General features: G+C 68.4%; 22 protein-coding genes. 14 read left to right on the forward strand and 8 right to left on the reverse strand.

The window, feature by feature from the left end; all coding sequences use genetic code 11:
- Positions 1-28 precede the first annotated feature (28 nt).
- Both mobA and GGR48_RS11560 read right to left on the reverse strand, forming a co-directional pair.
- On the reverse strand, positions 29-535 hold the full coding sequence (gene mobA, locus GGR48_RS11555) for a molybdenum cofactor guanylyltransferase (protein WP_183952047.1): 507 nt from the start codon (positions 533-535) through the stop codon (positions 29-31).
- Positions 532-2,820 carry an FdhF/YdeP family oxidoreductase gene (locus GGR48_RS11560; RefSeq protein ID WP_183952048.1) on the reverse strand — a complete coding sequence of 763 codons (2,289 nt, stop codon included), beginning with the start codon at positions 2,818-2,820 and terminating at the stop codon, positions 532-534. The genes mobA and GGR48_RS11560 overlap by 4 nt, the downstream gene beginning before the upstream one ends.
- A 122-nt stretch (positions 2,821-2,942) precedes the next feature.
- Between GGR48_RS11560 and trxB the strand changes: the two genes are divergently transcribed.
- Positions 2,943-3,911 (forward strand): thioredoxin-disulfide reductase, encoded by a 969-nt coding sequence (gene trxB / locus GGR48_RS11565; protein WP_183952049.1) that lies wholly within the window; start codon positions 2,943-2,945, stop codon positions 3,909-3,911.
- Positions 3,912-4,135: 224 nt separating this feature from the next.
- Positions 4,136-4,513 carry a hypothetical protein gene (locus GGR48_RS11570; RefSeq protein ID WP_183952050.1) on the forward strand — a complete coding sequence of 126 codons (378 nt, stop codon included), beginning with the start codon at positions 4,136-4,138 and terminating at the stop codon, positions 4,511-4,513.
- A 179-nt stretch (positions 4,514-4,692) separates the two neighbouring features.
- Here the strand turns inward: GGR48_RS11570 and GGR48_RS11575 are convergent, their stop codons facing one another.
- From GGR48_RS11575 to GGR48_RS11600, 6 genes are all read right to left on the reverse strand, one after another.
- Positions 4,693-5,559 (reverse strand): manganese catalase family protein, encoded by an 867-nt coding sequence (locus GGR48_RS11575; protein ID WP_183952051.1) that lies wholly within the window; start codon positions 5,557-5,559, stop codon positions 4,693-4,695.
- A 28-nt stretch (positions 5,560-5,587) separates the two neighbouring features.
- Positions 5,588-6,109 (reverse strand): ferritin-like domain-containing protein, encoded by a 522-nt coding sequence (locus GGR48_RS11580; RefSeq protein ID WP_183952052.1) that lies wholly within the window; start codon positions 6,107-6,109, stop codon positions 5,588-5,590.
- Positions 6,110-6,132: 23 nt separating this feature from the next.
- The gene (locus GGR48_RS11585; RefSeq protein WP_183952053.1) at positions 6,133-6,990 is read right to left on the reverse strand and encodes an SDR family oxidoreductase; all 858 of its coding nucleotides are present in this window, start codon (positions 6,988-6,990) and stop codon (positions 6,133-6,135) included.
- A 74-nt stretch (positions 6,991-7,064) separates the two neighbouring features.
- Positions 7,065-7,889 carry a hydrolase 1, exosortase A system-associated gene (locus GGR48_RS11590; RefSeq protein ID WP_183952054.1) on the reverse strand — a complete coding sequence of 275 codons (825 nt, stop codon included), beginning with the start codon at positions 7,887-7,889 and terminating at the stop codon, positions 7,065-7,067.
- Positions 7,877-8,572: an alpha/beta hydrolase family protein gene (locus tag GGR48_RS11595; protein ID WP_240456126.1), complete on the reverse strand. Its 696-nt coding sequence runs from the start codon at positions 8,570-8,572 to the stop codon at positions 7,877-7,879. Before GGR48_RS11595 ends, GGR48_RS11590 begins: the two co-directional genes overlap by 13 nt.
- Positions 8,569-8,841, reverse strand: a complete 273-nt coding sequence (locus tag GGR48_RS11600) for an acyl carrier protein (protein ID WP_183952055.1) — start codon at positions 8,839-8,841, stop codon at positions 8,569-8,571. Before GGR48_RS11600 ends, GGR48_RS11595 begins: the two co-directional genes overlap by 4 nt.
- A 513-nt stretch (positions 8,842-9,354) precedes the next feature.
- On the opposite strand from GGR48_RS11600, the gene GGR48_RS11605 reads away from it, so the two are divergent.
- The 12 genes from GGR48_RS11605 (at position 9,355) to GGR48_RS11660 (ending at position 24,996) form a co-directional block, all read left to right on the forward strand.
- Complete coding sequence (locus GGR48_RS11605; protein WP_420854073.1) at positions 9,355-10,854, forward strand: AMP-binding protein; 1,500 nt, start codon at positions 9,355-9,357, stop codon at positions 10,852-10,854.
- A complete protein-coding gene (locus tag GGR48_RS11610) occupies positions 10,851-12,065 on the forward strand; it encodes a pyridoxal-dependent decarboxylase, exosortase A system-associated (RefSeq protein WP_183952057.1) in 1,215 nt (404 codons plus the stop codon). The genes GGR48_RS11605 and GGR48_RS11610 overlap by 4 nt, the downstream gene beginning before the upstream one ends.
- A gap of 118 nt (positions 12,066-12,183) precedes the next feature.
- The gene (locus tag GGR48_RS11615) at positions 12,184-12,822 is read left to right on the forward strand and encodes an XrtA/PEP-CTERM system exopolysaccharide export protein (protein ID WP_183952058.1); all 639 of its coding nucleotides are present in this window, start codon (positions 12,184-12,186) and stop codon (positions 12,820-12,822) included.
- A 15-nt stretch (positions 12,823-12,837) separates the two neighbouring features.
- Positions 12,838-14,346 (forward strand): XrtA system polysaccharide chain length determinant, encoded by a 1,509-nt coding sequence (locus GGR48_RS11620; protein ID WP_183952059.1) that lies wholly within the window; start codon positions 12,838-12,840, stop codon positions 14,344-14,346.
- Entirely contained in the window at positions 14,343-15,482 is a 1,140-nt protein-coding gene (locus tag GGR48_RS11625) for an AAA family ATPase (RefSeq protein WP_420854074.1), read from the forward strand. Before GGR48_RS11620 ends, GGR48_RS11625 begins: the two co-directional genes overlap by 4 nt.
- 2 nt (positions 15,483-15,484) lie before the next feature.
- A complete protein-coding gene (locus GGR48_RS11630; protein WP_183952060.1) occupies positions 15,485-17,185 on the forward strand; it encodes a porin family protein in 1,701 nt (566 codons plus the stop codon).
- A gap of 19 nt (positions 17,186-17,204) precedes the next feature.
- A complete protein-coding gene (locus tag GGR48_RS11635; protein WP_183952061.1) occupies positions 17,205-18,563 on the forward strand; it encodes an ExeA family protein in 1,359 nt (452 codons plus the stop codon).
- On the forward strand, positions 18,553-19,419 hold the full coding sequence (locus tag GGR48_RS11640; protein ID WP_183952062.1) for an XrtA system polysaccharide deacetylase: 867 nt from the start codon (positions 18,553-18,555) through the stop codon (positions 19,417-19,419). The genes GGR48_RS11635 and GGR48_RS11640 overlap by 11 nt, the downstream gene beginning before the upstream one ends.
- A complete protein-coding gene (locus GGR48_RS11645) occupies positions 19,416-20,453 on the forward strand; it encodes a FemAB family XrtA/PEP-CTERM system-associated protein (RefSeq protein ID WP_183952063.1) in 1,038 nt (345 codons plus the stop codon). The genes GGR48_RS11640 and GGR48_RS11645 overlap by 4 nt, the downstream gene beginning before the upstream one ends.
- Positions 20,450-21,604 (forward strand): TIGR03087 family PEP-CTERM/XrtA system glycosyltransferase, encoded by a 1,155-nt coding sequence (locus GGR48_RS11650; protein ID WP_183952064.1) that lies wholly within the window; start codon positions 20,450-20,452, stop codon positions 21,602-21,604. The genes GGR48_RS11645 and GGR48_RS11650 overlap by 4 nt, the downstream gene beginning before the upstream one ends.
- Positions 21,601-23,106, forward strand: coding sequence for an exosortase A (gene xrtA, locus GGR48_RS11655; RefSeq protein WP_338110530.1), 1,506 nt, complete (start codon positions 21,601-21,603; stop codon positions 23,104-23,106). The genes GGR48_RS11650 and xrtA overlap by 4 nt, the downstream gene beginning before the upstream one ends.
- 6 nt (positions 23,107-23,112) lie before the next feature.
- Positions 23,113-24,996, forward strand: coding sequence for an XrtA/PEP-CTERM system amidotransferase (locus GGR48_RS11660; RefSeq protein WP_183952065.1), 1,884 nt, complete (start codon positions 23,113-23,115; stop codon positions 24,994-24,996).
- The last annotated feature ends 70 nt before the right edge of the window (positions 24,997-25,066 follow it).

Below are 25,066 nucleotides of genomic sequence, written 5' to 3' on the forward strand. Positions count from 1 at the left end.
CGGCGCGTGCAAGACGCTCACGACAGGCTCACAGGGCGGCGAGATCGGCGGGGGTGTTCACATTGGCGATCGGATGCGGAGAGGCGATGGGAATGGCCCCAATCGCGCGCGCCCAGCCGCGCATCGACCGGTCATGGCCGAGCGACAGATGCGCCATCAGATGCGCACCCAGTGCGGCGGGCCACAGGCCCAGCACGGGCGCATCCGCGCAATAGCTGGGTTCACGTCGCATCAGCGCCTCGATCAATCCGTCGGGCAACCGGGGCATGTCGCACCCGATGGTCAGCACACAGCGAAAGCCGTGCGCGGCGGCATAGTCCAGCGCGCCCGCGATCCCGCCCAACGGTCCCAGGCCCGGCTCGGGCTGATCGGGGATACCGTCCGCGCCGCCGACCTGGATCGCCTCCGCGCAATAGGGGCGGATCGCCGCGCGCGCATGCGATGCCAGGCTGTCCCCGCCCAGCATCGCAAAGGCCTTGTTCGACCCGAACCGGGAGGATCGCCCCCCGGTCAATACGGCACCCAATATACTCATGCCGGAATGCGCACCTTCACCGGCACCGACTTGCCCGCCGGCACATGGCTTTCCAGCGCATGATGCTCCAGCGGGATCAGGTAGTTGAGCTCGGGATAATAGCCGCCGATGCAGCCTTCGGGGATGTTGTATTCGACGACGCGCAAGTCCTCGACCACGCGCTCCTCGCCATCGCCCGCATCGCTTTCCAGCGCGATCGTCTGGCCGTCGGTGAGGCCCAGCCTGGCGATGTCGGCCTTGTTCATCATCGCCACCATCCGCGTGCCGCTGATCCCCCGGAAGCGATCGTCATAGCCATAGATGGTCGTGTTGAACTGGTCGTTCGAGCGCAGCGTGATCAGGCGCATCCGCCCCTCGGCTGGTTCGATGCCCGAGGCGTCCATGGCGCGCGGCACGTTGAATTCCGCCTTGCCACTCTCGGTTTCCCATTGGCGGTGGGATGCCGGATTGCCCTTCCAGAAGCCGCCCGGCTCGAACAGCCGTTCGTTGAAGTTGGCGAACTTGTCCGGATAGACATTCTCGATCGCGGTGCGGACCAGGCCGTAATCGCCGACCCATTCGTCCCACGGCACATTGGGGTTGGGCTCCAGCACCGCCTTGGCGATGCCCGCCACGATCGCGGGTTCGGACAGCAGGGTGTCGGCGGCGGGCGTCGCCTTGCCGACCGAGCCATAGATATGGCTGAACGAATCCTCCATCGACACCGCCTGACGGCCCCCCGCCTGCATGTCCGTTTCCAACCGACCGAGGCAGGGGAGGATATAGCTCTCTTCGCCGGGTACCAGATGGCTCTTGTTGAGCTTGGTCGCGATATGGACGGTGATGGGCAGTTTCGCCCAAGCGGCCTTCATCTTGGCATGTTCGGGCGTGGCGCGCAGGAAGTTGCCGCCGAGCTGGACGAAGCCCTGTGCCGTCCCGGCGATGATCTGGCGGCACGCCTCGACCGTGTCCCAGCCGTCCTCGGTCGGCGGCTCGAACTCGAACAATTCCTTCAGCCGCTCGACGGGGGCGAGTTCGGTCTTTTCGGTGATGCCGACGGTGCGCTGGCCCTGCACGTTGCTGTGCCCGCGCACCGGCCCCGGCCCCGCACCCTCGCGCCCGATATTGCCGCGCAGCAGGAGCAGGTTGACGATCATGTGCAGCGCGTCGATGCCATAGCGGTGCTGGGTAATGCCCATGCCGTAGACCGCGATGACGCGTTCGGACTGCATATAAACGCGCGCCGCCTGCTCGATCGCGTCGCGGGTCAGCCCCGAGTCGCGGATGATCTCGCTCCATGCGGCATTGCGGCAGTAATTGGCGAAATCCTCAAACCGCGTCGTGTGCTGCTCGATGAAATGATGGTCGAGGATGCGGCTAGTGCCCTTGGCCACCGCGCGGTCATCTTCCTCGATCACCAGCTTGCAGATGCCGGTCAGCGCGGCGATGTCGCCGCCCGCCTTGACCTGATGATATTGGCTGGAGATGTCGGTCGAACTGCCGGTCAGCATCTGCACCGGGTTCTGCGGCGAGGCGAAACGCTCCCAGCCGCGCTCGCGAAGCGGGTTGAAGGTCACGATCTCCACCCCGCGCTTGGCGCACGCTTGGAGGTTGTGGAGCATACGCGGCGCGTTGGTCGCGACATTCTGCCCGAAGGAAAAGATCGCGTCGCACTTGTCGTAATCTTCCATCTGGATCGTCGCGACGGGCGAGCCGATGGCGGACTTCAGGCCGACCGAGGTCGTCTCGTGACACATGTTCGAGCTGTCGGGCAGGTTCTGCTGCCCCCAGAGCCGCGCGAACAGCGAATACATGAACGAGGTCTCGAGGCTGGCCCGGCCCGAGGCGTAGAGCACGACCTTGGTCGGATCACAGCTTTTCAGCTTGGCGCCGATCGCCGCGAATGCCTCGTCCCAGCTGACCGCGACATATTTGTCCGACGCGCGGTCATAGCGCATCGGATGGGTCAGGCGACCCGCCTGTTCCAGGTCATGGTCGGGCCAGGCTTCCAGTTCGGTGACGCTGTGCTTGGCGAAGAAGTCCGGCGTGACGCGAAGCGAGCTGAGTTCCCAGGCGGTCGCCTTGGCCCCGTTCTCGCAAAACTCGGCGATATGCGGCTTGGCCGGCTTGCCCCAGGCACAGCTGACGCACATGACGCCGCCGGGTTTGTTCTGGCGCCGCAGCGTGTCGAGCGTATCCGGCCCCAGTCCCTCCTTGGGAAGGACCTTGGCCATGCCCTTCATCGAACCCCAGCCGCCGGCCGGGGCCGTGTAATCGGTGATCTTCACATCGTCTTCGTCACGCATCGGGCAAACCTCCACCTTGAACGGCTAACGAAGCAGGCGCGGATTGGCCGCATGAGAAGCGGTTCATTTTTGTCGCCGCTGCGACTATCTAGGGGCCAAACAGCGTTTCACAGGACGACGACATGACCACCCATTCCACCCGCATGCTCATCCTCGGTTCCGGCCCGGCGGGGCTGTCGGCCGCCATCTACGGCGCGCGCGCGGGGATGCAGCCGATCGTGGTGCAGGGGATTCAGCCCGGCGGCCAGCTGACCACGACGACGGATGTCGAGAATTATCCCGGCTTCGCCGACGTCATCCAGGGTCCCTGGCTGATGGAGCAGATGCAGAAGCAGGCCGAGCATGTCGGCGCGCGGATGATGTGGGACACGATCACGGAAGTGAACCTGACCAGCCGTCCGTTCCGCCTGATCGGTGACGGCGGCGATGTCTATGAGGGCGAGGTGCTGGTCATCGCGACGGGGGCGCAGGCCAAGTGGCTGGGCCTGGACAGCGAGGACGCGATGAAGGGCAAGGGCGTGTCGGCCTGCGCCACCTGCGACGGCTTCTTCTATCGCGGCAAGAAGGTCGCGGTGATCGGCGGCGGCAACACCGCGGTCGAGGAAGCGCTGTACCTGACCAACCATTCGGACGACGTGACGCTGATCCACCGTCGTGACAGCTTGCGTGCCGAGCGCATCCTGCAGGAGCGGCTGTTCGCGCACCCTAACGTCAAGATACTGTGGAACAAGGAAGTGCGCGAGTTCGTCGACGGCGGCGGCAATGCGGGCCTGGTCGCGCTCGATCTGGTCGATACGGTGACCGGCGAGCATAGCCGCCTGGATGTCGAGGGCGGCTTCGTCGCGATCGGCCATCACCCGGCGACCGAGCTGTTCCGGGGCCATCTGGAGCTGGATTCGGACGGCTATATCGCGGTCGAGACGGGTTCGACCCGGACCAGCGTGCCCGGCGTCTTCGCGTGCGGCGACGTGGCGGACAAGGTCTATCGCCAGGCGGTGACGGCGGCGGGCACCGGCTGCATGGCCGCACTCGACGCCGAGCGGTTCCTGGCGGCGGCCGAGTTCGAGGACATGGCCAAGGCGGCGGAATAATCCGTTCGTTTTTTAAAGCCCCTCTCCTTCAGGGGAAGGGTTGGGGTGGGGCCTATCCACCGGCGTTGCGCTTGCCGAACCGCCCCACCCCCGGCCCCTCCCCTGAAAAGAAGGGGAGAGGTTTGCGGCAAAGGATGTTGCTTAACACCCTGATTTAGATCGATTTGTGGACCGGCCGGCGGGCCGTGGCGTTGATCGGTGATCCATCACATCGGAGGATCATCATGAACGCCAAATCCGCCAGCTGGGGCCTCGGCCTGTTTTCGCTCGCGCTCGGGGCGGCCGAGTTGTTCGCCGCGCGCCATATCGCCGATCGTCTGTCGGTTCCGGGCGGTGCGACCACCGTCAAGGCTTATGGCATGCGCGAGGTTGTCGCCGGGGTCGGCCTGGTCCAGGCACCGGCGCATTCGGCGCGGGTGTGGAACCGGGTGGTGGGGGACATGCTCGATCTGGGCACGCTGGCGGTCGCGGCGCGCCGGTCGTCACAGCGCAAGGCGGTGTGGGGCGCGATCGGCTTCGTCGCGGTGGCGACGGCGCTGGACCTGATCGTCGCGCGGTCGTTGGACAAGTCCACTGGCAAGACGCTCCCGGTCGGCGCTTGATATGACGACGCCCCGAGCCTGACGGTTCGGGGCATCTGCTTCCTCCCCGGTACGGGGAGGGGAACCGCCGCGAAGCGGTGGTGGAGGGGGGCTTGCCACAAGGGACGTCCTGTGCGGCAAGCCCCCTCCGTCAGGCCTTCGGCCTGCCACCTCCCCTTACAGGGGAGGAATGTTCCTCGTTACACCACCGGCTTTTCCCCGATTTGCTCGGCCTGAGCGCCGCTGTCCGGACGGGCCGGACCCAGGATCGGTTCCTCGCCCATCGGCTCGTTGCGGAACACGGTGAGTTCGCCCTTGCCGTCGACGCTCGGTCCCTGGGTCCAGCGGCCTTCGGGATAGGTGCCGTCGACTGAGGTGACGAAGAAGTCGTAGTTATGCTCGGGATGCTCCTTGGCCTGCGGGAAGGAGTTGGGGATGGGGAGCGCGCCCTCGGCGCCCAGTTCCTCGATCACCGCCAGCCATTGCTCCTGATGCATGGTGTCGCGCGCGATCATGAAGTGGAGCATGTCCTTCATGCCCTGATCATGCGCGGCGTTGTAGAGCCGCGTCGCCAGCACCCGGCCGGTGCTCTCGGCGGCGACGTTGCAATACATGTCGGCGGCGACGTTCCCGCTGGCATAGATATGGCTCATGTTGAACGGCACGCCGTCCGAGTCCACGGGCTGTGCGGCAAGGCCGGTCGACAGGATGTGCTTGTGCAGCGTCCCCTCGATCGCGTGGCGGGCATTGCCGCCACCCATCACAGCGCCGACGATGCCGTCCGCTGCGCCCTCCTCCTGAAGCGAGGCGGGCGCCTTGTCGAGATTGAGCGCCACGGCGGTCGCCAGCATCTCGATATGCCCGATCTCCTCGGTGGCGGTGTGGAGCAGCATGTCGCGGTACTTCGGCGTCGGTGCGCGATTGCCCCAGGCCTGGAAGAAATATTGCATGCAGACGCGGATCTCGCCCTCCACGCCGCCGATCGCCTGTTGCAGCATGCGCGCGAACAAGGGGTCGGGATTCTCGCAGCGGACGGGATATTGCAGGCGTTTATCGTGATAATACATGATCGGTCTCGCTTGCTGGCTGTCGGGATCAGTGGCTGGCGGTGTCGCCAGCGGCGCGGCGTTCGAGATAGCGGCGGGTCAGCGCGGCGTTGTTCTCGTCGACCCAGGCCGCCATCGCGAGCTCTTCGTCCAGCGACCGGGTGAGCAGCGACGTCGCGCTACTGAGGTTGCCGGCATCGGCGATGGTGATCAGCGATTTGTAGCTGGCCGCCTCGAAATTCTCGAAGGCGAAGTTGGCGAAGCTGTTCTTGAGTATCTCGTCGGGCGCGAAGACATGGCCCAGCGCCGCCATATTGCCCGAGAAGGTCAGTGCGGCATCCTTCAGCATCGATCGGCTTTCGTTGAAGCTGTCGAGGATTTCCTCCAGCCGGTCGATCTGTTGCTCGGTCTCGCCGCGATGCAGCCGCAGGCGGTCGGCGACGTCGGGGTAGTTGGCCAGGTGGTCGAGTTGCCGGTCGATCAGCGCCAGCGCCTGATGCTCGACGGCATGGGCATTCTTCAGGCCGGTGACGAACACCGACAGGATGACATCTTGGGGCAGGGAAGCCATGGGCATCACTCCTGTGGTTTGGTTCAAAGGAAGGGGGTGCCGCCGGTGACCGGAATGGTCGCACCGGTGATGTAGCTGGCCTCATCGCTGGCCAGCATCACATAGGGCGGGGCGAGCTCGGCGGGCTGCGCGGCGCGCCCCATCGGCGTCTGCTGGCCGAAGGTTTTGACCGCTTCGGGCGGCATCGTCGACGGAATCAGCGGGGTCCAGACCGGCCCCGGCGCGACCGCGTTCACGCGGATGTTCCGCTCGGCGAGCATCTGCGCCAGGCCGGCGGTGAAGTTGTGGATCGCGCCCTTGGTCGTCGCATAGGCGAGCAGCTGTTCGCTCGGCTTGTCGGCATTGATAGAGGTCGTGTTGATGATCGATGCGCCCTCGCCCATGTGCGGCAGCGCGGCCTTCACCAGATAGAACATCGCATGGATGTTGGTGGCGAAGGTGATGTCCCATTCCTCGTCGGGAATGTCCTCGACCGCCTGGAAGGTCGCCTGATGCGCGGCGTTGTTGACCAATATGTCGACCCGGCCGAAGGTCTGCACCGCGCGCTCGACGATGGTGCGGCAATGCGCCGGGTCGCTGACATCGCCGGGGATCAGCAACGCCTTGCGGCCTGCCTGTTCGACCAGCCGCTGGGTCTCGGCGGCATCCTCGTCCTCGGACAGATAGGATATGACGACATCGGCACCCTCGCGGGCGAAGGCGATGGCGACCGCGCGACCGATGCCGCTACCGGCGCCGGTGATGATCGCCTTTTTGTCGGTCAGCTTGCCATGGCCGACATAGCTGTGCTCGCCATGATCGGGGCGCGGGTCCATCGCCTCAGTCTGGCCGGGCATGTCCTGCTGCTGTTCGGATTGTGGTGGGGTGGGGCGTTCGTTCATGGACCGTCTCCTCAGCGCCCCAATGGGCGGGGCGAGGCAGGCGTTCCGGCAAAAAAGCGTTATCTTAAAACGTATTAATCGGTATTTTTGAGTTCCGATACGTCGTCGTGCGACAGGCTCGCTTCGTCCGATGCGGCGCGCGTCAGACCAACCAGAATGGCGCGTTCCAAGGCATCCATCGCATCGGCATAGCTGTGCGAGTCCGTCGCGATCATCTCCATCGCGAAGTCATGCCCGCGCGCGGCGGCGCGAAAGGCCACCCCGGTGGCATCGCCGCGTGCGACGATGATCGTGGCATCCTCGCCCCAGGCATGGATCGCCTCGAGCAGCGGCGCGGCGGCGTCGCCCAGCGGGGCGGGCGGGGCGGCGATCTTGGTCAGCCCCTGGCGGAGCTTGCCCAAGTCGACCGCGCCGCGCGCCAGCCGCCACCATTCGCCCGGACTGGCGAGCTTGCGCGCGTAATGACGGCGGATCGCGGCGGCGGGGGGCAACGCATCGGGTTCGTCCGACAGCCAGGGATTGGACAGGAGCATCGCGCTCAGCTGCGCCTCCGCGCCGAACATCGCGACGGCGGTGGCCGCATCGCAATTGCCGAAGCCGATGACGCGGCGAAGATCGGCGCTATGGGCGAAGGCGTCGACCGCCGCCGCGATGTCGGGGCCGCTCGACTCCCAGCCGCCATTCACGCCCTCGCTATCGCCGACGCCGCGCCGGTCGAAGCGGAACACGGGATAGCCGCGCGCCGCGATCCGCGCCGCCAGAATGGCCTGTCCGCGATGCGCGCCCATGCGCGGCTCGTTGCCGCCCGAGACGATCAGCAGGCCGGTATCGGACGGCGCCTCGTCCAGCGTGCCGATCAGCGTCGCGCCCTCGCACGGAAAGGAGATCAGCCTTCGCATGTGGCGATCCATTGCGCGATGTCCTCGGCCAGCGTGGCGGCGAGTTCGGGGTCTTCCTGCGGTTCGGCGCGGCGCCAGGGGGGCACGGCATCGATCGTCCGGTCGGCGGGCGCACGGTCATGGCCCAGCCGGACGACGCGATAGGGTATGGCTTCGGGTGCGGACGGCGCGGCCCCGGCCAGCTCGGCGAGGAAGTGCGGCGATACCCGGTTACCGGCGACCCGCACCGGCGATTCCGCGCCGAACACGCCATGCTCGTCACCGCGCAAGCCCGCTGCGGCGCGCAGGCGGATGACGTCGCGCAGCACCGCCTCGCCGGTCATCGGTGCCAGATGCCAGCGCCCCGCCAGATCGGCCAGGCCATCGACCAGCGTCCCGCCGCGCATCGACACGCCGTAGCAGCGGCGGGCGGCGAGCATTTCAGCGACCGATCGGTGCGCCAGACGCCACTGCGCGAAACTGGCTTTCTCGGTTTCGACCAGGCTCTCGCCCGTGCCCGGCCAGTCGGGCAGCACGCCGCCGATGCCGTGCCGGGCCAGCGCGCGCAGCATGGCGACCGCCACCACGCGCGTCCGGTTCGCCTCCTCCCAGAAGGGCAGGGCGACCAGCACGACCGGTCCCTGCGCAGGCCCGAGGCATAGCATCGCCTCGCGCCCGCCGGGGCCGTCGTAGAAATCGATCAACCTTGTGCCTTGGCGTTGGCGAAGGCGACCAGCTGGCCGAAGGTCTCCAGCATCTCACCATCGACCTCGTCATCCTCGATCAGGATGCCCAGGCGGTCCTCCAGCTCGGTCAGGACCCCTGCGACCGCCATCGAGTCCAGTTCGGGCAGCGCGCCGAACAGCGGCGTCTCGGCGTCGAACCCCGCCACACGCTCCTGCGACAGTCCTAGCACATCGGCGAGCACGCCGCGCACCGTTGCTTCCACCTCACTGCCCGCCTGGAGTTCCAAACCCTGTCGCCTTGCTGTTCGTGTCGTTGCGACTGCGTTAGAGCGGCGGGCCGCGTTGGGCAACCGGGGGGCGGGGACGGGACACGCTACGTTAGCATGTCCAGCAAAAGGCCTGGGAAGGATTTAGGGCCTCGGGGCATTTCGACAGGTTCCGGAGTCCCAAGCCCTCCCCCAGCCCCTCCCGCTTGCGGGAGGGGAGTAGAAGGGGACGCGTTTCAGCTCAGCAAAGCCCCCTCCCGCAGGCGGGAGGGGGGTTGGGGGAGGGGACGCGCTATGTCGCTGTGCCCAGGATAAGGTTGGGCAGGATTTGGGGGCTTGTGGCATTCCTGCGGTCAGGAGTCCCAAGCCCTCCCCCAGCCCCTCCCGCCTGCGGGAGGGGAGTAGAAGGGAGTGCGTTTCGGCTCTGCAAAGCCCCCTCCCGCAGGCGGGAGGGGGTTGGGGGAGGGCTTGGCCGCATGCGGACCCCGTATGTCCCATTCCCTCGGCTCGACTTTCTACAACCCCCGGCTGTAGATGACCGCTATGTCCCCCGAACCCGTCGCCCTGCCCATCGACCATGTCTTACGCGGTGCCCCCGATGCCCCCGCGCTGCTGGACCGCGACGGTGGGCTGAGCTTCGCCGAGGCCGAGGAACAGGTCGCGCGGCTGGCGGGGTGGTTGGCCGGACAAGGGTTCGAACCCGGCGCGCGGGTGGCGAGCTGGCTGCCCAAGACGCGGATCGCCGCGCTGATGCCGCTGGCGGCACCGCGCGCGGGGCTGGTCCATGTGCCGATCAATCCGCTGCTGAAGCGCGCGCAGGTGGCGCATATCCTGGCCGATAGCGGCGCGGCGATGCTGCTGACCCACGCCCCCCGTGCCGCCACGCTGGAGCCGGGCGACGTGCCGGCGGACACGCGGCTGACGGTCGAGGCGGGGGAGGGCGATGCGTTGCCCCGGTCGCAGGCCGATCCCGATATGCTGGCGGCGATCCTTTATACCTCGGGGTCGACGGGGCGGCCCAAGGGGGTGATGCTCAGCCACGCCAATCTGTGGCTGGGGGCGGTGGCGGTCGCGCATTATCTGCGACTGACCCCGGACGACCGGGTGCTGGGCGTGCTGCCCTTCAGCTTCGACTATGGCCAGAACCAGCTTTTCTCGACCTGGGTCGTTGGGGGCGCGGTCGCGCCGCTCGACTATCTGACGCCGCGTGACGTGGTGAAGGCGGTCGCGCGGCACGGCGCGACGACGCTGGCCGGCGTGCCGCCGCTCTGGACGCAGCTGCTGGCCACCGAATGGCCCGAGGAGGCGGTCGCACCGATCCGGCGGCTGACCAATTCGGGCGGCGCGCTGACCCCCTCGCTGGTCCGGGGCCTGCGCAGGCTGTTCCCGGCGGCCGATCTCTACGCCATGTATGGGCTGACCGAGGCGTTTCGTTCCACCTATCTCGACCCCGCGCGGATCGATGCCAACCCCGATGCGATCGGCGGGGCCATTCCCTTTGCCGAGATCATGGTGCTGCGCCCCGATGGCAGCCCGGCGGCTGCGGGCGAGCCGGGGGAGCTGGTCCATGCCGGGCCGCTGGTCGCGCAAGGCTATTGGCGCGATGCCGAGCGGACCGCGCAGCGCTTTCGCCCCGCGCCGGGGCATGACCGGGCGGTATGGTCGGGGGACAAGGTCGTGCTGGGCGCCGACGGACTGCTCCGCTTCGTCGGGCGCGATGACGAGATGATCAAGGTCGCCGGCAACCGGATCAGCCCGCAGGAGATCGAGGAAGCCGCATTGTCGGGCGGCGAAGCGCGCGAGGCGGTGGCGATCGGCGTGCCCGACCCGGTGCAGGGCCAGACGATCGTGCTGGTGCTGGCGGGCGATGCCGCATCGGAGCCGGCGCTGCGCACCCGGCTGAAGGCCGAGCTTCCCAATTTCATGCAGCCCGCGCGGATCGTCTGGCACGACGAACTGCCGCGCAACGCCAATGGCAAGCTGGACCGCAGCGGCCTGCGCCGTACGGTTCTGGACAAGGATATGACGGCATGAAGCCCATGGGTCCCATCCCCCCCGAATTCGCCGCGCAGCAGGGCGCGCTGATCATCGGTGGACGAAGTGCCTCCGCATGGATGGAAGGGCGCGACGGGCCGTTGTTCGTCTATGATCCCGCCATCGTCGCGGCGCGGGTAGCGCGGTTTCGGGCGGCCTTTCCGACGATCGACCTTCATTATGCGATCAAGGCCAATCCCTTTCCGCCGTTGCTCGCCGCGATGGCGGCGATGGTCGACGGCTTCGATGTCGCATCGTCGGGCGAGCTGGCGAAGGTGACGGACCTCGGCCGGCCGGTCAGCTTCGCCGGGCCGGGCAAGCGCGATGCCGAGCTGACCGCCGCGATCGCGGCGGGGATCACGCTGAACCTGGAGTCGGAGGGCGAGGCGAGGCGCGCGCTGGCCATCGCCGATCGGCTGGGCCGCACGCCGCGCCTGGCGGTGCGGGTCAACCCGGATGTGGAGCTGCGCGGGTCGGGGATGAAGATGGGCGGCCGGCCATCGCCCTTCGGCATCGATGCCGAGCGGGTGCCGGCACTGGTCCGCGACCTGATCGCGGCCGGCGCGGACTGGCGCGGCTTTCATATCTATGCCGGCAGCCAGGCGCTCGATCCGCAGGCGATCATCGATACGCAAGCCGCCACCATCGCGCTCGCCGCGCGCCTCGCCGAGGCAGCGGGGCAGGCGCCGCCGCTGGTCAATCTGGGTGGCGGCTTCGGCATTCCCTATTTCGCCGGCGACTCCCCCCTCGACATCGAGCGGGTCGGGGCGGCGCTGACCGAGGCGCTGGATGCGCGATCGGAAATACTAAGCGACACGCGCTTCGCGATCGAACTGGGCCGCTGGCTGGTGGCGGAAGCGGGCGTCTATCTGGCGCATGTCGTCGACATCAAGGACAGCGGCGGCGAGCGGTTCGCGATCCTCGACGGCGGGCTCAATCACCAGCTGGCGGCCAGCGGTAATTTCGGCACCGTCGTGCGGCGCAACTATCCGCTGGCGCTGGCCCATGCGATGGGCGCGGCGGCGGACCAGACGCTGTCGGTCGTCGGCCCGCTCTGCACCCCGCTCGACCGGCTGGGCGACCGCATCGCGCTGCCCCGTCCCGATATGGGCGACATCGTCGCGATCTTTCTGGCGGGAGCCTATGGAGCCAGTGCCAGCCCTGCGGCGTTTCTGGGGCACGGGCCGGCCGACGAAGTGCTGGCCCGATGAAATATCGGCAGCGTCTACCGGGGCATAACCCTATGTTCACCTCTTGGACGGCATAGCGACGCTGCGCAATTTGCCTTGTCGCCCCGGCCGGGGTGCAGGGTTCAGGAGTAACGTTCGCATGGCATCCTTCGCCCGCCCCCTCTTGATCGCAGGGCTCGCCGCCTCGACGCTGGCCGCCTGTTCGACCGCGAAAAGCGGCCCCGAACTGCCGCCGGCGGGCTATGTCGCCAAGAAGGACGTGCCGGGTGAGGAATATGTCATCGGCCCGCTCGACCAGCTGAACATCTTCGTCTGGCGCAATCCCGACCTGTCGGCCAAGGTGCAGGTGCGCCCCGATGGCCGCATCACCACGCCGCTGGTCAACGACATGCCGGCGGTGGGCAAGACGCCCGCGATGCTGGCCGACGACATGAAGAAGGCGCTGTCGGAATATGTCTCCAACCCGATCGTGTCGGTGATCGTCGAGAATTTCGCCGGCACCTACAGCCAGCAGGTGCGCATCGTCGGCGCGACGGAGCGGCCCGCCTCGATTCCCTATCGCGCCAATATGACGCTGCTCGACGCGATGATCGCGGTCGGCGGGCTGAACCAATATGCGGCGGGCAACAAGGCCAAGCTGGTCCGCACCGAGCGCGACACCGGCAAGCAGCGCGAATATGCGCTCCAGATCAACGACCTGCTGCGCAAGGGCGATTCGAAGGCGAATGTCCGGCTGGAACCCGGTGACGTCATCATCATCCCCGAGTCGATGTTCTAAGGAGGGTCGGCGCGCGTGTCCGCCATTCAGGACGAAATCCGCATTGCGATCCATGCGATCTGGACCCGGCGCTGGCTGGCGCTGGCGGTCGCCTGGGCCGTGTGCATCCTGGGCTGGCTGTTCGTGTCGCAGATCCCCAGCCGGTACGAGTCGACCGCGCGCATCGCGGTGCAGACCTCGCAGCTTCTGCCCGACGGCATGGGCAGCGGCCCCAATGCCCAGATGCAATCGGTCGATCAGGTCCGCCAGACGCTGATCTCGGCGATCAACCTGCAAAAGGTGGTGCGCGGCACCGATCTGGCCGCCACGGTATCGACCGATGCCGATGTCGCCGCGCGCGTCGCCGGGCTGGCCCAGTCGATCAAGATCGAGAACCAGCAGGACACGATCTTCAAGCTGACCGTCACGCAAGGGAGCCCCAAGCTGGCGCAGCAGGTGGCGCAGAAGCTGATCGACATCTTCGTCGAGTCCAATCTGGTCGGCGATCGCAACACCACCAGCCAGAGCCTGAGCTTCCTCGACCGCCAGCTCGACGAGCGGCAGAAGCAGTTGCAGGCGGCGGAGGCCAAGCGCGCGCAATATCAGAACCAGTTCATGGGCGGCCTGCCGGGCAGCGGTTCGGTCGCGGATCGTATCGGACTGGCGCGTTCGCAAATGGCGCAGGTCGACAGCGATCTCGCCGCCGCCCAGTCGAGCGTCGCGGCGGTGCAGGGACAGCTGGCGGCGACGCCGCGCACCGTGGCGGAGGGCGGCGGCAGCGTCGGTCCGGCGCGCGCCCGACTGGCGACGCTGCAGGGGCAGCTGGCGGATGCGCGCGCGCGGGGCTTCACCGACAATCACCCCGATGTGATCGCCCTGAAGAGCCAGCTGGGCGCGGCGCAGGCGGCGGCCAGGGCGGAAGGCTCCGGCGGCGGCGCGGGCGGCCAGCCTAATCCGCTATACATGTCGCTACAGTCGATGGCGGCCGAGAAGCAGGCGCAGCTCGCCAGTCTGAAGGTGCGCAAGGCGCAGTTGCAGGGCGACCTCGACCGGCTGAACGCCAGCCTGTCGACCAACCCGGAGGCGGCGGCGCAGCAGGGTGCGATCGACCGCGACTATCAGGTGCTGAAGGACAGCTATGACCAGTTGCTGCGCCAGCGCGAGCAGGTGGCGCTGCGCGGACAGGCGCAGAACCAGACGGACTCGATGCGCTTCTCGGTCATCGATCCGCCAACCTATCCGCGCGCGCCGACCGCGCCCAACCGCATCCTGTTGCTGACCGGCGTGTTCCTCGCCGGGCTGGGGCTGGGCGTGGGCAGCGCCTTTGCCCTGTCCAAGCTGCGCCAGACCTTCACCACCGCCCAGTCGCTCCAGCGGACGATGGGGATGCCGGTGATCGGATCGATCGGCGAAGTCGTCACCCGCGCGCAGGCCGAGGTGCGCGCGAGCCGGCTGAAACTGTTCCTGGGTGGGACGGCGGCGCTCGCGGCGGCCTATGGGATGGTCCTGGGTATCGAGCTATTGCAGCGGGGTATGGCGGCGTGAGCAACAGCGTGAAACCTCCCAGACCCCGCCGGGAACCGTCGCTGCTCGAACGGGCGGCCAATGTGTACGACTTCCAGGCCTATGTCCGTGCGCCCGCGCCGGTCGAGGAACCGCGCCCGGCGCCGGTCGAACAGGCCGCGCCGATTGCCGAACCGGTCGCGCCACCGCCAGTCGCGACGGCTCCGGTCGAACAAGCCGCACCCATTGCGCCGCCCGAGGCCGTGGCCCCCTTCGTCGCGCCCGTAATGCCCGAGCCGGCTTGGACTCCGCCGGGCTTGATCGAAGAGGATGACGCCGCCGCGCCGGCGGTGACCGAACCCGCGCTGGCGGGCATTCCGGCCGAGTTCCTGGCGCAGCCGGGCGACGACGATTTCCTTGCCAGCGAATATAATCCGGGGTTCAGCGACGTCGCGACCGTCGACCGCGCGCTGCTCGCGGAAAACGGCATGATCGTGCCCGGCGCGCCGATCGGCCCGCTCGCCGAGGAGTTCCGGCTGGTCAAGCGCCAGCTGATCATCACCAGCCAGCGGCTGATCGAGACGGGCGACGCCGACAAGGCGCGCACCGTTCTGATCTGCTCGGCGCGGCCGCAGGACGGCAAGACCTTCTGCTCGGTCAATCTCGCTTTGTCGTTGGCGGCGGAGCGCGATACCGAGGTGCTGCTGGTCGATGCCGATGTCGCCAAGCCAGACGTGCTCGCCCGGCTGGGCCTGGCCGAGGGGCCGGGGCTGCTCGACGCGCTCGACGACAGCAATATCGATGTCGAGGATCTGGTGATCCGCACCGATGTCCCGCATCTGTCGGTGCTGGCCTGCGGCACGCGCAAGGCGAGCGATACCGAACTGCTTGCCTCGGCACGCACCCGCACGGTCCTGCAGCGGCTATTGTCGGCCAATCCGCGCCGGCTGGTCATCTTCGACTCGCCGCCCGCGCTGGCGGCGTCGCCCGCCTCGGTGCTGGCGATGCTGGCGGGACAGGTGATGATGGTCGTACGCGCCGACAAGACGCCCGAAAGCGAAGTGACCGCCGCGATCAACCTGCTCGACGCGTGCGAGCATATCCAGTTGGTGCTCAACAGCGTCGCCTTCGTGCCGGGCAGCCGGCGCTTCGGCTATTATGGTAAGGATGTCGGCTGAGCATGGTGGCGCGGCCGATCCTGACGGGCTGTCTGGGGCTAGCGATGCTGCCGGCCGCGGCCTTTGCCCAAACGCAGGACCTGCCGCCGCCGTCGGGCGTCGCACCCGGTGCGGGCAATGCGCCGCCCGCCGGTTCGGCACCCGCGCCGGCCGCCGATGGCCCCGACCGACCCCGTGCGCGCGTGTCGCCCTATATCGAGGTGGGGCAGCTGTTCAGCGCCGATCTGAACGGCGGCGATTCGGTGACCTTCACCACGCTGGCGGCGGGCGTCAACGCGCAGGTCGATACCGCGCGGGCGCAGGGGCAGGTCAGCTATCGCTACGAACATCGCATCGCGTGGAATGACGGCTATGGCGGCGGCGACGTGCATAGCGGACTGGCGCGCGGGCTGTATCGCATCACGCCCGAACTGAGCATCGACGGCGGCGCGCTGGCGACGCGGACGCGGTCCGATATTCGCGGGGCCGCGCCGGGCGTACTGGTCGGCAATCCGGGCAATATCTCGCAGCTCTACTCCGCTTATGTCGGCCCCGTCCTGCGCACCCGCGCCGGGCCGGTTCAGCTGCTGGCCAATTACCGGCTGGGCTATACCCGCGCGGAGACGCCGGGGCTGGGCGGCCTCGCCTCCAATCAACCCCGGCTCGACTATTTCAGCGACAGCTGGAACCACATGGCGACGGTCAACGCCTCGACGCGTCCCGGCACCATCCTGCCCGTCGGCCTGAGCGCCAGCGGCCTCTACGAGCGCGACGACGCCCGCCAGTTGGCGCAGCGTTACGAGGGCTGGTTCGCGCGCGGCGACGTGCTCTATCCCGTCTCGCCATATGTCGCGCTGACCGCCGGTGTCGGTTATGAACGGATCGAGAGCAGCCAGCGCGATGCGGCGGTCGATGCGGCGGGACGCCCGCTGGTCGACAGCAGCGGCCGCTTCGTGATCGCGCCCGACAGCCCGCGCCGGATCGCCTATCGCACCGACGGCGTCTATTACGACGCGGGCGTCATCTGGCGGCCGAATCGCCGCACCTCGGTCGAGGGTCATATCGGCGAACGCTACGGCTCGCTCAGCATCACCGGCACCGCGCAATATGAGGCGGCGCGCGGCGTCTTCTTCCGTGCCTCGGTCTATGATGGCATCCAGACGTTCGGTCGGCAGATGCGCAACGGCCTGTCGGGGCTGCCGACTCAGTTCGTCGAGACGCGCGACGCCTTTTCGCAGCAGTTCAACGGCTGCGTCTTCTCGACCAGCGGGGCGACGCCGGGCGGGTGCCTGAACGACGTGCTGCAATCGGTGCAGACCGCCGTCTACCGCGCGCGCGGCGTGGATGCGACGCTGACCATGGCGCGGGGCCGCTCCACGCTGGGCTTCGGACTGGGCTATAGCAACCGCCGGCTGTTCGCGCCCGACGCCGCGCCGGGGCTGATCGTCGGTGGGGCTGATGACGAAAGCTGGTACGCGCAGATTTTCTTCGGACGGTCGTTAAGTCGTGACTCGGGGCTTAACGTGAATGGCTTCGTTAACTATTATGCCAGTAGGTTGGCGGGCGCCGAGGACGTGGTATCGGTTGGCACGACGGCCAGCTATTTCCACAACTTCGGTCGGCTGGGAACAACCGCGTCGGTTGGATTGTACCACTTCTCGGTCGGGGACCTGACCAACGCCCTGTCGGCGCAGGCCCTGATCGCCGCACGGTATCAATTCTGACCGGCCGAAAGGCACGATAATGTACGAGACCCATTTCGGTCTGGGCGAACGCCCGTTTCAGCTGACCCCGGACCCGCGTTTCTGGTTCGAGACGGCGACGCATGGCAAGGCGATGGCCTATCTGGGCTATGGCCTGGCGCAGGGTGAGGGCTTCATCGTCATCACCGGCGATGTCGGCGCGGGCAAGACGACGCTGGTCGGCCATCTGGTCGAGACGCTCGACACGCGCCGCGTCCGCGTGCTCCACATCGTGTCGACCGCGATCGATCCGGATGACCTGCTGCGCGTGGTCGCCGGGCAGCTGGGTGTCGATGCGCAGGGCCTGTCCAAGGCCGCGCTGCTGGCCGCGACCGAGCGCGCGCTGAACGGCGTCGCGCGCGAGGGCCGCCGTGTGCTGCTGATCGTCGACGAAGCGCAGGCGCTGCCGCTCGCCTCGCTCGAAGAGCTGCGCATGCTCTCCAATTTCCAGGCGGGCGGCCATGCGCTGCTCCAGATCCTGCTGGTCGGCCAGCCCGAGTTTCGCGACCGCCTGCTGGGCTCGGGCGCGGTCGAGCAGCTGCGCCAGCGGGTCATCGCCATCCATCACCTCGATCCGATGGACCCGGAGGAAGTCCCCGATTACATCGCCCACCGCCTGGCGGTGGCGGGCTGGACCGGGCGTCCCGACTTCGCGGGCGACGCGTTCGATGCGCTCTACGATGCCTCGGGCGGTGTGCCGCGTCGGCTGAACGTGCTGGCCGGCCGCGTGCTGCTCCAGGCGGCGATCGAGGGTGTCGAGCTGATCGGGCAGGATACGGTGCGCAGCGTCGCCGCCGACATGGCCGCCGATATGGGGGCGGACCGGATCACCTCGTCGCAACCCGAATCGCAGGCCGATCCGATCATCACCCGCGTCGCGCCGATCGCCGCCCCGGCCTCCTATGACCCGCCGGTCTTTGGTGCCGGCACGCTGGGCGCGCTGAACGGCACGGCGGCGGGTATCGCCGCGACGGCGGGCACGCTTCGCTCCGGCCTGTATGCCAATGGCCATGCCGCGCCCGAGCCGATCGTCCGCGCGGCCGGCATGGACACCGAACGCGGGGCGCACCGCGTCGTGGCCCCACCGCCCGCGCCCGAACCCGTCTCGCTGCGTCCGATGGCGCCGTCCGCACCCGAACAGGCCGAACCGGCCAAGCCCGCCGAACCGGCCCAGCCGAGCGCGACCGCTGCGTTGGAGGACCGCGTCGCCCGGCTCGAAGCCCGTCTGGAGCAGCAGGAGGCGGCGCTGCGCCGTGTCCTGACCCTGCTGGTCGACTGGACCGACCAGGACGATCGTGGCGAGGCCAAGCAGGAAGGCGCGACCATCCGCCCGGCAGGAGCGTGGGGCCATGCCGCCTGAGCGGAAGGCGGCCGCGCCGCTGAACGGCATGTCGGTCGATGTCGAGGAATGGTTCCAGGTCGGCGCGTTCGAGAAGACGATCGACAAGGCGGATTGGGACCGGCTGGACAGCCGGGTCGAGGCCAATACCGATGCGGTGCTGTCGCTGTTCGCCGAGACGGGCACGCGCGCGACCTTCTTCACGCTCGGTTGGGTCGCGCATCGCCATCCCGGCCTGATCCGGCGCATCGTCGCGGCCGGGCACGAGATAGCCAGCCATGGCTGGGACCATCAGCGCGTCTTCACCATGACCGCCGACCAGTTCCGCGCCGACCTCGCCCGCGCCAAGGCGGCGATCGAGGATGCCGGCGGGCAGGCGGTGACCGGTTATCGCGCGCCCAGCTTCTCGATCGACAAGCGCACGCCCTGGGCGCATCCGGTGCTGGCCGAGGCGGGCTATCGTTACTCCTCCAGCGTCGCGCCGTTGCGGCACGACCATTATGGCTGGGCGGAATCGCCGCGTTACGCCTGGCGGCCGCTCGCCGATGCCGATCTGATCGAATTGCCGGTGACGGTGGCTGAGTGGGGCAAGCGGCGGCTGGCGACCGGCGGCGGCTTTTTCCGCATGCTGCCCGCCAAGCTGACCGATGTCGCGGTCGGGCAGGTCAATCGCGACCGGCACGGCGCGATCTTCTATTTCCACCCCTGGGAGATCGATCCAGACCAGCCGCGCGTCGCCGATGCGCCGCTGCGCTCCAAGGTCCGGCATTACAGCCGGCTGGGGGCGATGGCGGGCAAGCTGCGCGGGCTGCTCGGCCGGCATGACTGGGGCCGGGTGGATGCGGTCGCGGCCGAGGAAGCGGCGCGGCTCGCATGACCGCACCGGACTTGGCCGTCCGCGTCGCCGATCTGGGGCGCGAGGACGAACGCGCGCGGATCGATGCCTTCGTCCGGTCGGCCGAGGCGGGCACGCCCTTTCATCTGACCGGCTGGCTGTTGGCGGGCGCGGCGGGATGCGGGCAGAAGGCGCATTATCTTATCGCCGAACGGCTGGACGGGACGATCGCCGGGGTCCTGCCGCTGAGCGAAATCCGCTCGCCTTTGTTCGGCGCGGCGATGGTTTCGACCGGGTTCGGCGTCGATGGCGGCGTGCTGGGCGAGGGCGCGGACCTGCTGGCGGAAGTCGCTTGGCAGTCGGCGCGCGCGCGCGGGATTGAGTCGGTCGAGTTGCGTGGCGGTCCGGCCCCAGGCGGCTGGGCGGTCGACACCGACAGCTATCTGGGCTTCGTCCGCCCTATCGCAGCCGATGACGAAGCTGAACTGAAGGCGATCCCGCGCAAGCAGCGCGCCGAGGTGCGCAAGGCGTTGGCCAACGACCTGATCGTCGAAACCGGATCGAGCGACGCGATGCTGGCCGAGCATTACCGCATCTATGCCGAGTCCGTCCGCAACCTGGGCACCCCGGTCTTTCCGGCCAGGCTGTTTCGCGAGGCGGTGGCGCGGCTCGACGCCGATGTGCTGACCGTGCGGCATCAGGGCCGGGCGGTGGCGAGCGTGCTGAGCCTGTATCACGCTGGCACCGTCTATCCCTATTGGGGCGGCGGCACCCAGGCGGCACGGGGCCTGCGCGCCAATGACCTGATGTACTTCGCGCTGATGCGCCATGCCCGTGCGCGTGGCTGCCACAGTTTCGATTTCGGTCGGTCCAAGGTCGGCACCGGCGCGGCGGCGTTCAAGAAGAATTGGGGGTTCGAGGGGCGCCCGCTGGCCTATGCCAGCCGGAGTGTCCATGGACCGCGCGCGATCAACCCGCTCAATCCCAAATATGCGCTGATGATCGCGGTGTGGAAACGCCTGCCGGTCTGGGCGGCGAAGCTGGCCGGGCCACCGATCGCACGGGGCCTGGGGTGAGGGACCTACTGTTCCTGGCCCACCGTGTGCCGTTCCCGCCCGATCGTGGCGACAAGATTCGCAGCTATCACATCCTCCGCCATCTCCGCCGCGACTGGCGCGTGCACCTGTGCACCTTTGGCGAGAGCGAGGCGGACCTTGATCCGCCCGCCGCCTTTACCGATCTGCTGGCCGGTTGCCATATCATCCGCCGGTCCAAATCGACCCCGGTCGCCGCGCTTCAGGCACTGGCGACGGGCGCCCCCGTATCGCTTACCGCCTTCGCCCATCCCGCCATGACGAAAGCCGTGCGGACCGTGCGACGGCAGGGGGTGGCGGCGGCCTACATCTTTTCCGGTCAGATGGCGCAATATGCCGGCGAGGAACCGACGATCATGGACATGGTCGATGTCGACTCCGCCAAGTTCGCCGCGCTCGCCGAGCGTGCCGCTGGCCTCAAGCGAATCATGCTGGCCCGCGAAGCGCGGCTGCTCGGCGGTTTCGAGCGTCGCGTGGCGGCCGGCATGGCGGCGACCCTGTTCGTCAGCGAGGCGGAGGCCGCCCTGTTCCGCGCTGGTGGCGGCGAAGGTCGGATCGTCGCGGTCGAGAACGGTATCGATGCCGCCGTCCATGACCCGGCCCTCGTCACCCCCGTCGCCGAGGCGGGGCCGCTGATCGTCTTCACCGGGCAGATGGATTATCAGCCCAATATCGACGCGGTGACGCATTTCGCCAAAGCCATATTGCCGCTGGTCCGCCAAGCGCATGCCGCCGTGCGCTTCGCGATCGTCGGCCGCGCGCCGACGCCGGCGGTGCGCCGGCTGGCGGGGGAGGCGGTGATCGTCACCGGCGAAGTGCCCGACACCCGTATCTGGCTGGCCGCCGCGGCCGTCTGTGTCGCCCCGCTGATGCTGGCGCGCGGCATCCAGAACAAGGTGTTGGAGGCGATGGCCATGGCGCGGCCGATCGTCGCCTCGCGTGCGGCGGCCGAGGGGATCGATCATGGCGGCACCATCGCGGTCGCCGACGGCGACCGGGACTTCGCCGACAAGGTCATCGCCGCGCTATCCGGCCCCGCCGCCAATCCGGCGGCGCGTGCGCAAGTGCTTGACCGCTATGACTGGAACGCGAGACTGGCACCGCTCGACCAGCTGTTGAAGGATATTGTGTGACTGTGGGGGATCGGATGCGGCCGGGACGCTGGCCCTATCATCTGGCGCTGCTTGGCACGGCGGCGGCGCTGATCCTCGCCCTGTTCTGGCGCGACGTCACCCATCTGGTCGAGATTTGGTGGACCAGCACGACCTATGGCCATTGCCTGTTCATCGGCCCGGTCGTCGGCTGGCTGGTGTGGCAGCGGCGGCCCGAACTGTCGAAGCTGACGCCCGCCGCCTGGTGGCCCGGACTGATCCTGGTCGCGGCCGGCGGGTTCCTCTGGCTGTTGGGCGAGTCCGCGACCGTGGCGCTCGTCCGGCAGATGGGGCTGGTCGCGACGCTGGAAGGACTGGTCGTCACGCTGCTGGGGCCGATGGTCGCGCGCGGGCTGCTCTTCCCGCTGGTCTATGCCTGGTTCCTGGTGCCGTTCGGGGCGGAACTGGAAAAGCCGTTGCAGCAGATCACCGTCGCCATCGTCATGCCGCTGCTCGACTGGAGCGGCATCCCGGCGTCGGCGGACGGCGTCCTGATTCATGCCGGCCGCTATTGGTTCGAGGTGGCGGAGGCCTGTTCGGGGTCGAAGTTCGTGCTCGCGATGATCGCCTTTGCCGCGCTCGTCGCCAATCTCTGCTTCCGGTCGCCCTGGCGGCGCGCGATCTTCATGATCGTGTCGGTGATCGTGCCGATCCTGGCCAATGGCGTGCGCGCCTGGGGCACGATCTTCGCCGCCGACCTGACCTCGATCGAGGTGGCGGGGGGCGTCGACCATATCATCTTCGGCTGGGTGTTCTTCGCGCTGGTGATGGCGGCGGTGCTGGCGATCGGCTGGCAGTTCTTCGATCGTTCGCCCGATGATCCCGCCTTCGACCCCGCCAAATTGTCGGCCACGCCCGGGCATCGCATCGACCCGCTGTTGGCGGCTGTACTGGCGCTGGCGATCACCGCCGTCTTCCCGAGCTGGAGCGGCTATGCCGGCAGCCGCGCGGCGTTGCTGCCCGCGCAGATGGCGCTGCCCGACGTGCCCGGCTGGACCCCGGCGCAGCAGCGCAGCAACTGGGCGCCGCATTATCCGGGTGCCGATGCGACCATGCTGCGCACCTATACGGACGGGCAGGGGCATCAGGTCGATCTGGCGGTCGCCGTTTTCTCCCGCCAGCGCGAGGGCGGCAAGCTCGGCGCGTTCGGCACGGGCGTGTTGCAGGAGGATGATCGCTGGATACGCGTCGCCGATCTCGGGCCGATCGCCGGGGGCGGCGCGATGCGGATGATCACGACCGGGCCGCTCGGCCAGTCGATGCAGCGCGATGTTGCGACCTGGTATCGGATCGGCGATAGCCTGACGCCCAATATGCGACAGGTAAAGATTGAGACGATGAAGGCCCGGCTGCTGGGCCAGCGCCAGATGGCGGTCGCGGTGCATGTGTCGAGCGAGGGCGACGACCCCCAGGCGATCGAGACCTTCGTCCGCGCGCTGGGGCCGATCGACCGCTTCGCCGACCGCCTGACCGGGCAGCGCTGACGCCGTATGTGCGGCATCGCCGGCCTGTTCCACCCCGCCACGCCCAAGCCGGTCGATCCCGCTCGGCTGCGCGCGATGATCGGCGTGCAGGCGCATCGCGGACCCGATGGGCAGGGGGTGTGGACCGCGCCGGGTGTCGGCTTCGCCCATGCCCGGCTGTCGATCATCGATGTCGCCGGATCGCCCCAGCCGATGGTCGATGGCGAGGTCGCGGTCTGTTTCAACGGCGAGATCTATAACTACCGCGCCCTGCGCGACGAATTGCGCGAGCGCGGCGCGGTCTTCCACACCGATGGCGATACCGAGGTGTTGCTGCACGGCTGGCGTCATTGGGGGCCGGCGATGCTCGACCGGCTGGTCGGCATGTTCGCCTTCGCCGTGCATGACGCCAAGGCGGGCACGCTGTTCCTGGCGCGCGACCGGCTGGGGGTGAAGCCGCTTCACTGGGCCGAGCTGCCCGATGGCGCGATCGCCTTCGCGTCCGAGATGAAGGGCATCCTCGCCCATCCGCTGTTCCGGCGGCGGCCGGACATCCGCGCGGTCGAGGATTATCTGGCGCTGGGCTATGTCCCCGACGATGCCAGCATCGTGGCGGGCGTGCACAAGCTGCCCGCCGGGCATTTCCTGCTGATCGAGCGGGGTCGGTCGATCCCCCGGCCCCGGCAATGGTGGGACGTGGATTTCTCGGAGCGCGAGAGTGGTTCGGCGGCGACGCTGGGCGAGGGGCTGCTCGCCCATATGCGCGCGGGGGTCACCAGCCGCATGGTCGCCGACGTGCCGCTGGGCGCGTTCCTGTCGGGCGGGGTCGACAGTTCGGGCGTCGTCGCGCTGATGGCGGAGGCGTCCCCGCGCGCCGTGCGGACCTGCACCATCGGCTTCGAAGAGGCGGGGCATGACGAGCGCGGCTATGCCCGCACCATCGCGCAGCGTTTCGCCACCGATCATGTCGAGCGGGTCGTGCGCGCCGACGACTTCGCGCTGATCGACACGCTGGTCGGCCAATTCGACGAGCCCTTCGCCGATGCCTCCGCGCTCGCAAGCTATCGGCTGTGCCAGCTGGCACGCGAGCATGTCACCGTGGCGCTGTCGGGCGACGGCGCGGACGAGGCTTTGGCGGGCTATCGCCGCCATGTCTTCCATGCGGGTGAGGAGCGGGTGCGGGGGCTGTTGCCGGCCGAGCTGCGCGGTCGTCTGTTCGGTACGCTGGGGCGCTATTACCCCAAGGCCGACTGGGCGCCGCGTCCCTTGCGCGCGAAGACCACGTTGCAGGCGCTGGGGATGGACGGGGCGGAGGCCTATGCCCGCGCGGTCGGTGTCACCAGCCCGGAATGGCGGGCGCGGCTATTCTCGGCGGAGGCGCGTGCGGCGTTGGGCGGGCACCGGGCGGAGGATCGCTATGTTGCCGCCATGCGGGACGCGCCCGCCCGTGACGCCATCGACCGTGCGCAATATGCCGATCTGAAGATCTGGCTGCCCGGCGATATCCTGACCAAGACCGACCGCACCTCGATGGCGGTGGGGCTGGAGGCGCGCGAGCCGCTGCTCGACCATCGGCTGGTCGAATATGCCGCACGTCTGCCCGCCGCGATGCGGGTACGGGGCGGGCAGGGCAAATGGCTGATGAAGAAGGCGCTTGAGCCCTATCTGCCGCGCGACATCCTGTACCGGCCGAAAATGGGGTTCGTCACGCCGATCAGCGCGTGGTTCCGGGGGGCTTTGGCGGATGAGGCCGCGAGCCTGTCGCAATCAGGGCTGCTACGCGAGACGGGGTGGTTCGAGCTGGCCGAACTGGGCCGTATCGCCGCGGACCACCGCGCCGGGCGGGCGGATCACGGCCGGACGCTGTGGCAGATGCTGATGCTGGAGCGGAGCCTGAAGCGGCTGTTTTGAGGTTGTGGCTGGCCGCCCTGCCGCTCATCCTCCGTTCGTGCTGAGCGTAGTCGAAGCGTAGACCCTGCGG

The organism is Sphingomonas pseudosanguinis, from assembly GCF_014196255.1.
In the GTDB taxonomy this organism is placed as follows: Bacteria; Pseudomonadota; Alphaproteobacteria; order Sphingomonadales; family Sphingomonadaceae; genus Sphingomonas; species Sphingomonas pseudosanguinis.

Coding starts and splice junctions, on each gene's coding strand:
- GGR48_RS11645 (WP_183952063.1), top strand. CDS start 19,416: ATGACCGCACCGGACTTGGCCGTCCGCGTCGCCGATCTGGGGCGCGAG.
- trxB (WP_183952049.1), top strand. CDS start 2,943: ATGACCACCCATTCCACCCGCATGCTCATCCTCGGTTCCGGCCCGGCG.
- GGR48_RS11615 (WP_183952058.1), top strand. CDS start 12,184: ATGGCATCCTTCGCCCGCCCCCTCTTGATCGCAGGGCTCGCCGCCTCG.
- GGR48_RS11560 (WP_183952048.1), bottom strand. CDS start 2,820: ATGCGTGACGAAGACGATGTGAAGATCACCGATTACACGGCCCCGGCC.
- GGR48_RS11605 (WP_420854073.1), top strand. CDS start 9,355: ATGACCGCTATGTCCCCCGAACCCGTCGCCCTGCCCATCGACCATGTC.
- GGR48_RS11570 (WP_183952050.1), top strand. CDS start 4,136: ATGAACGCCAAATCCGCCAGCTGGGGCCTCGGCCTGTTTTCGCTCGCG.
- mobA (WP_183952047.1), bottom strand. CDS start 535: ATGAGTATATTGGGTGCCGTATTGACCGGGGGGCGATCCTCCCGGTTC.
- GGR48_RS11590 (WP_183952054.1), bottom strand. CDS start 7,889: ATGCGAAGGCTGATCTCCTTTCCGTGCGAGGGCGCGACGCTGATCGGC.
- GGR48_RS11640 (WP_183952062.1), top strand. CDS start 18,553: ATGCCGCCTGAGCGGAAGGCGGCCGCGCCGCTGAACGGCATGTCGGTC.
- GGR48_RS11660 (WP_183952065.1), top strand. CDS start 23,113: ATGTGCGGCATCGCCGGCCTGTTCCACCCCGCCACGCCCAAGCCGGTC.
- GGR48_RS11610 (WP_183952057.1), top strand. CDS start 10,851: ATGAAGCCCATGGGTCCCATCCCCCCCGAATTCGCCGCGCAGCAGGGC.
- GGR48_RS11585 (WP_183952053.1), bottom strand. CDS start 6,990: ATGAACGAACGCCCCACCCCACCACAATCCGAACAGCAGCAGGACATG.
- GGR48_RS11575 (WP_183952051.1), bottom strand. CDS start 5,559: ATGTATTATCACGATAAACGCCTGCAATATCCCGTCCGCTGCGAGAAT.
- GGR48_RS11630 (WP_183952060.1), top strand. CDS start 15,485: ATGGTGGCGCGGCCGATCCTGACGGGCTGTCTGGGGCTAGCGATGCTG.
- GGR48_RS11580 (WP_183952052.1), bottom strand. CDS start 6,109: ATGGCTTCCCTGCCCCAAGATGTCATCCTGTCGGTGTTCGTCACCGGC.
- GGR48_RS11635 (WP_183952061.1), top strand. CDS start 17,205: ATGTACGAGACCCATTTCGGTCTGGGCGAACGCCCGTTTCAGCTGACC.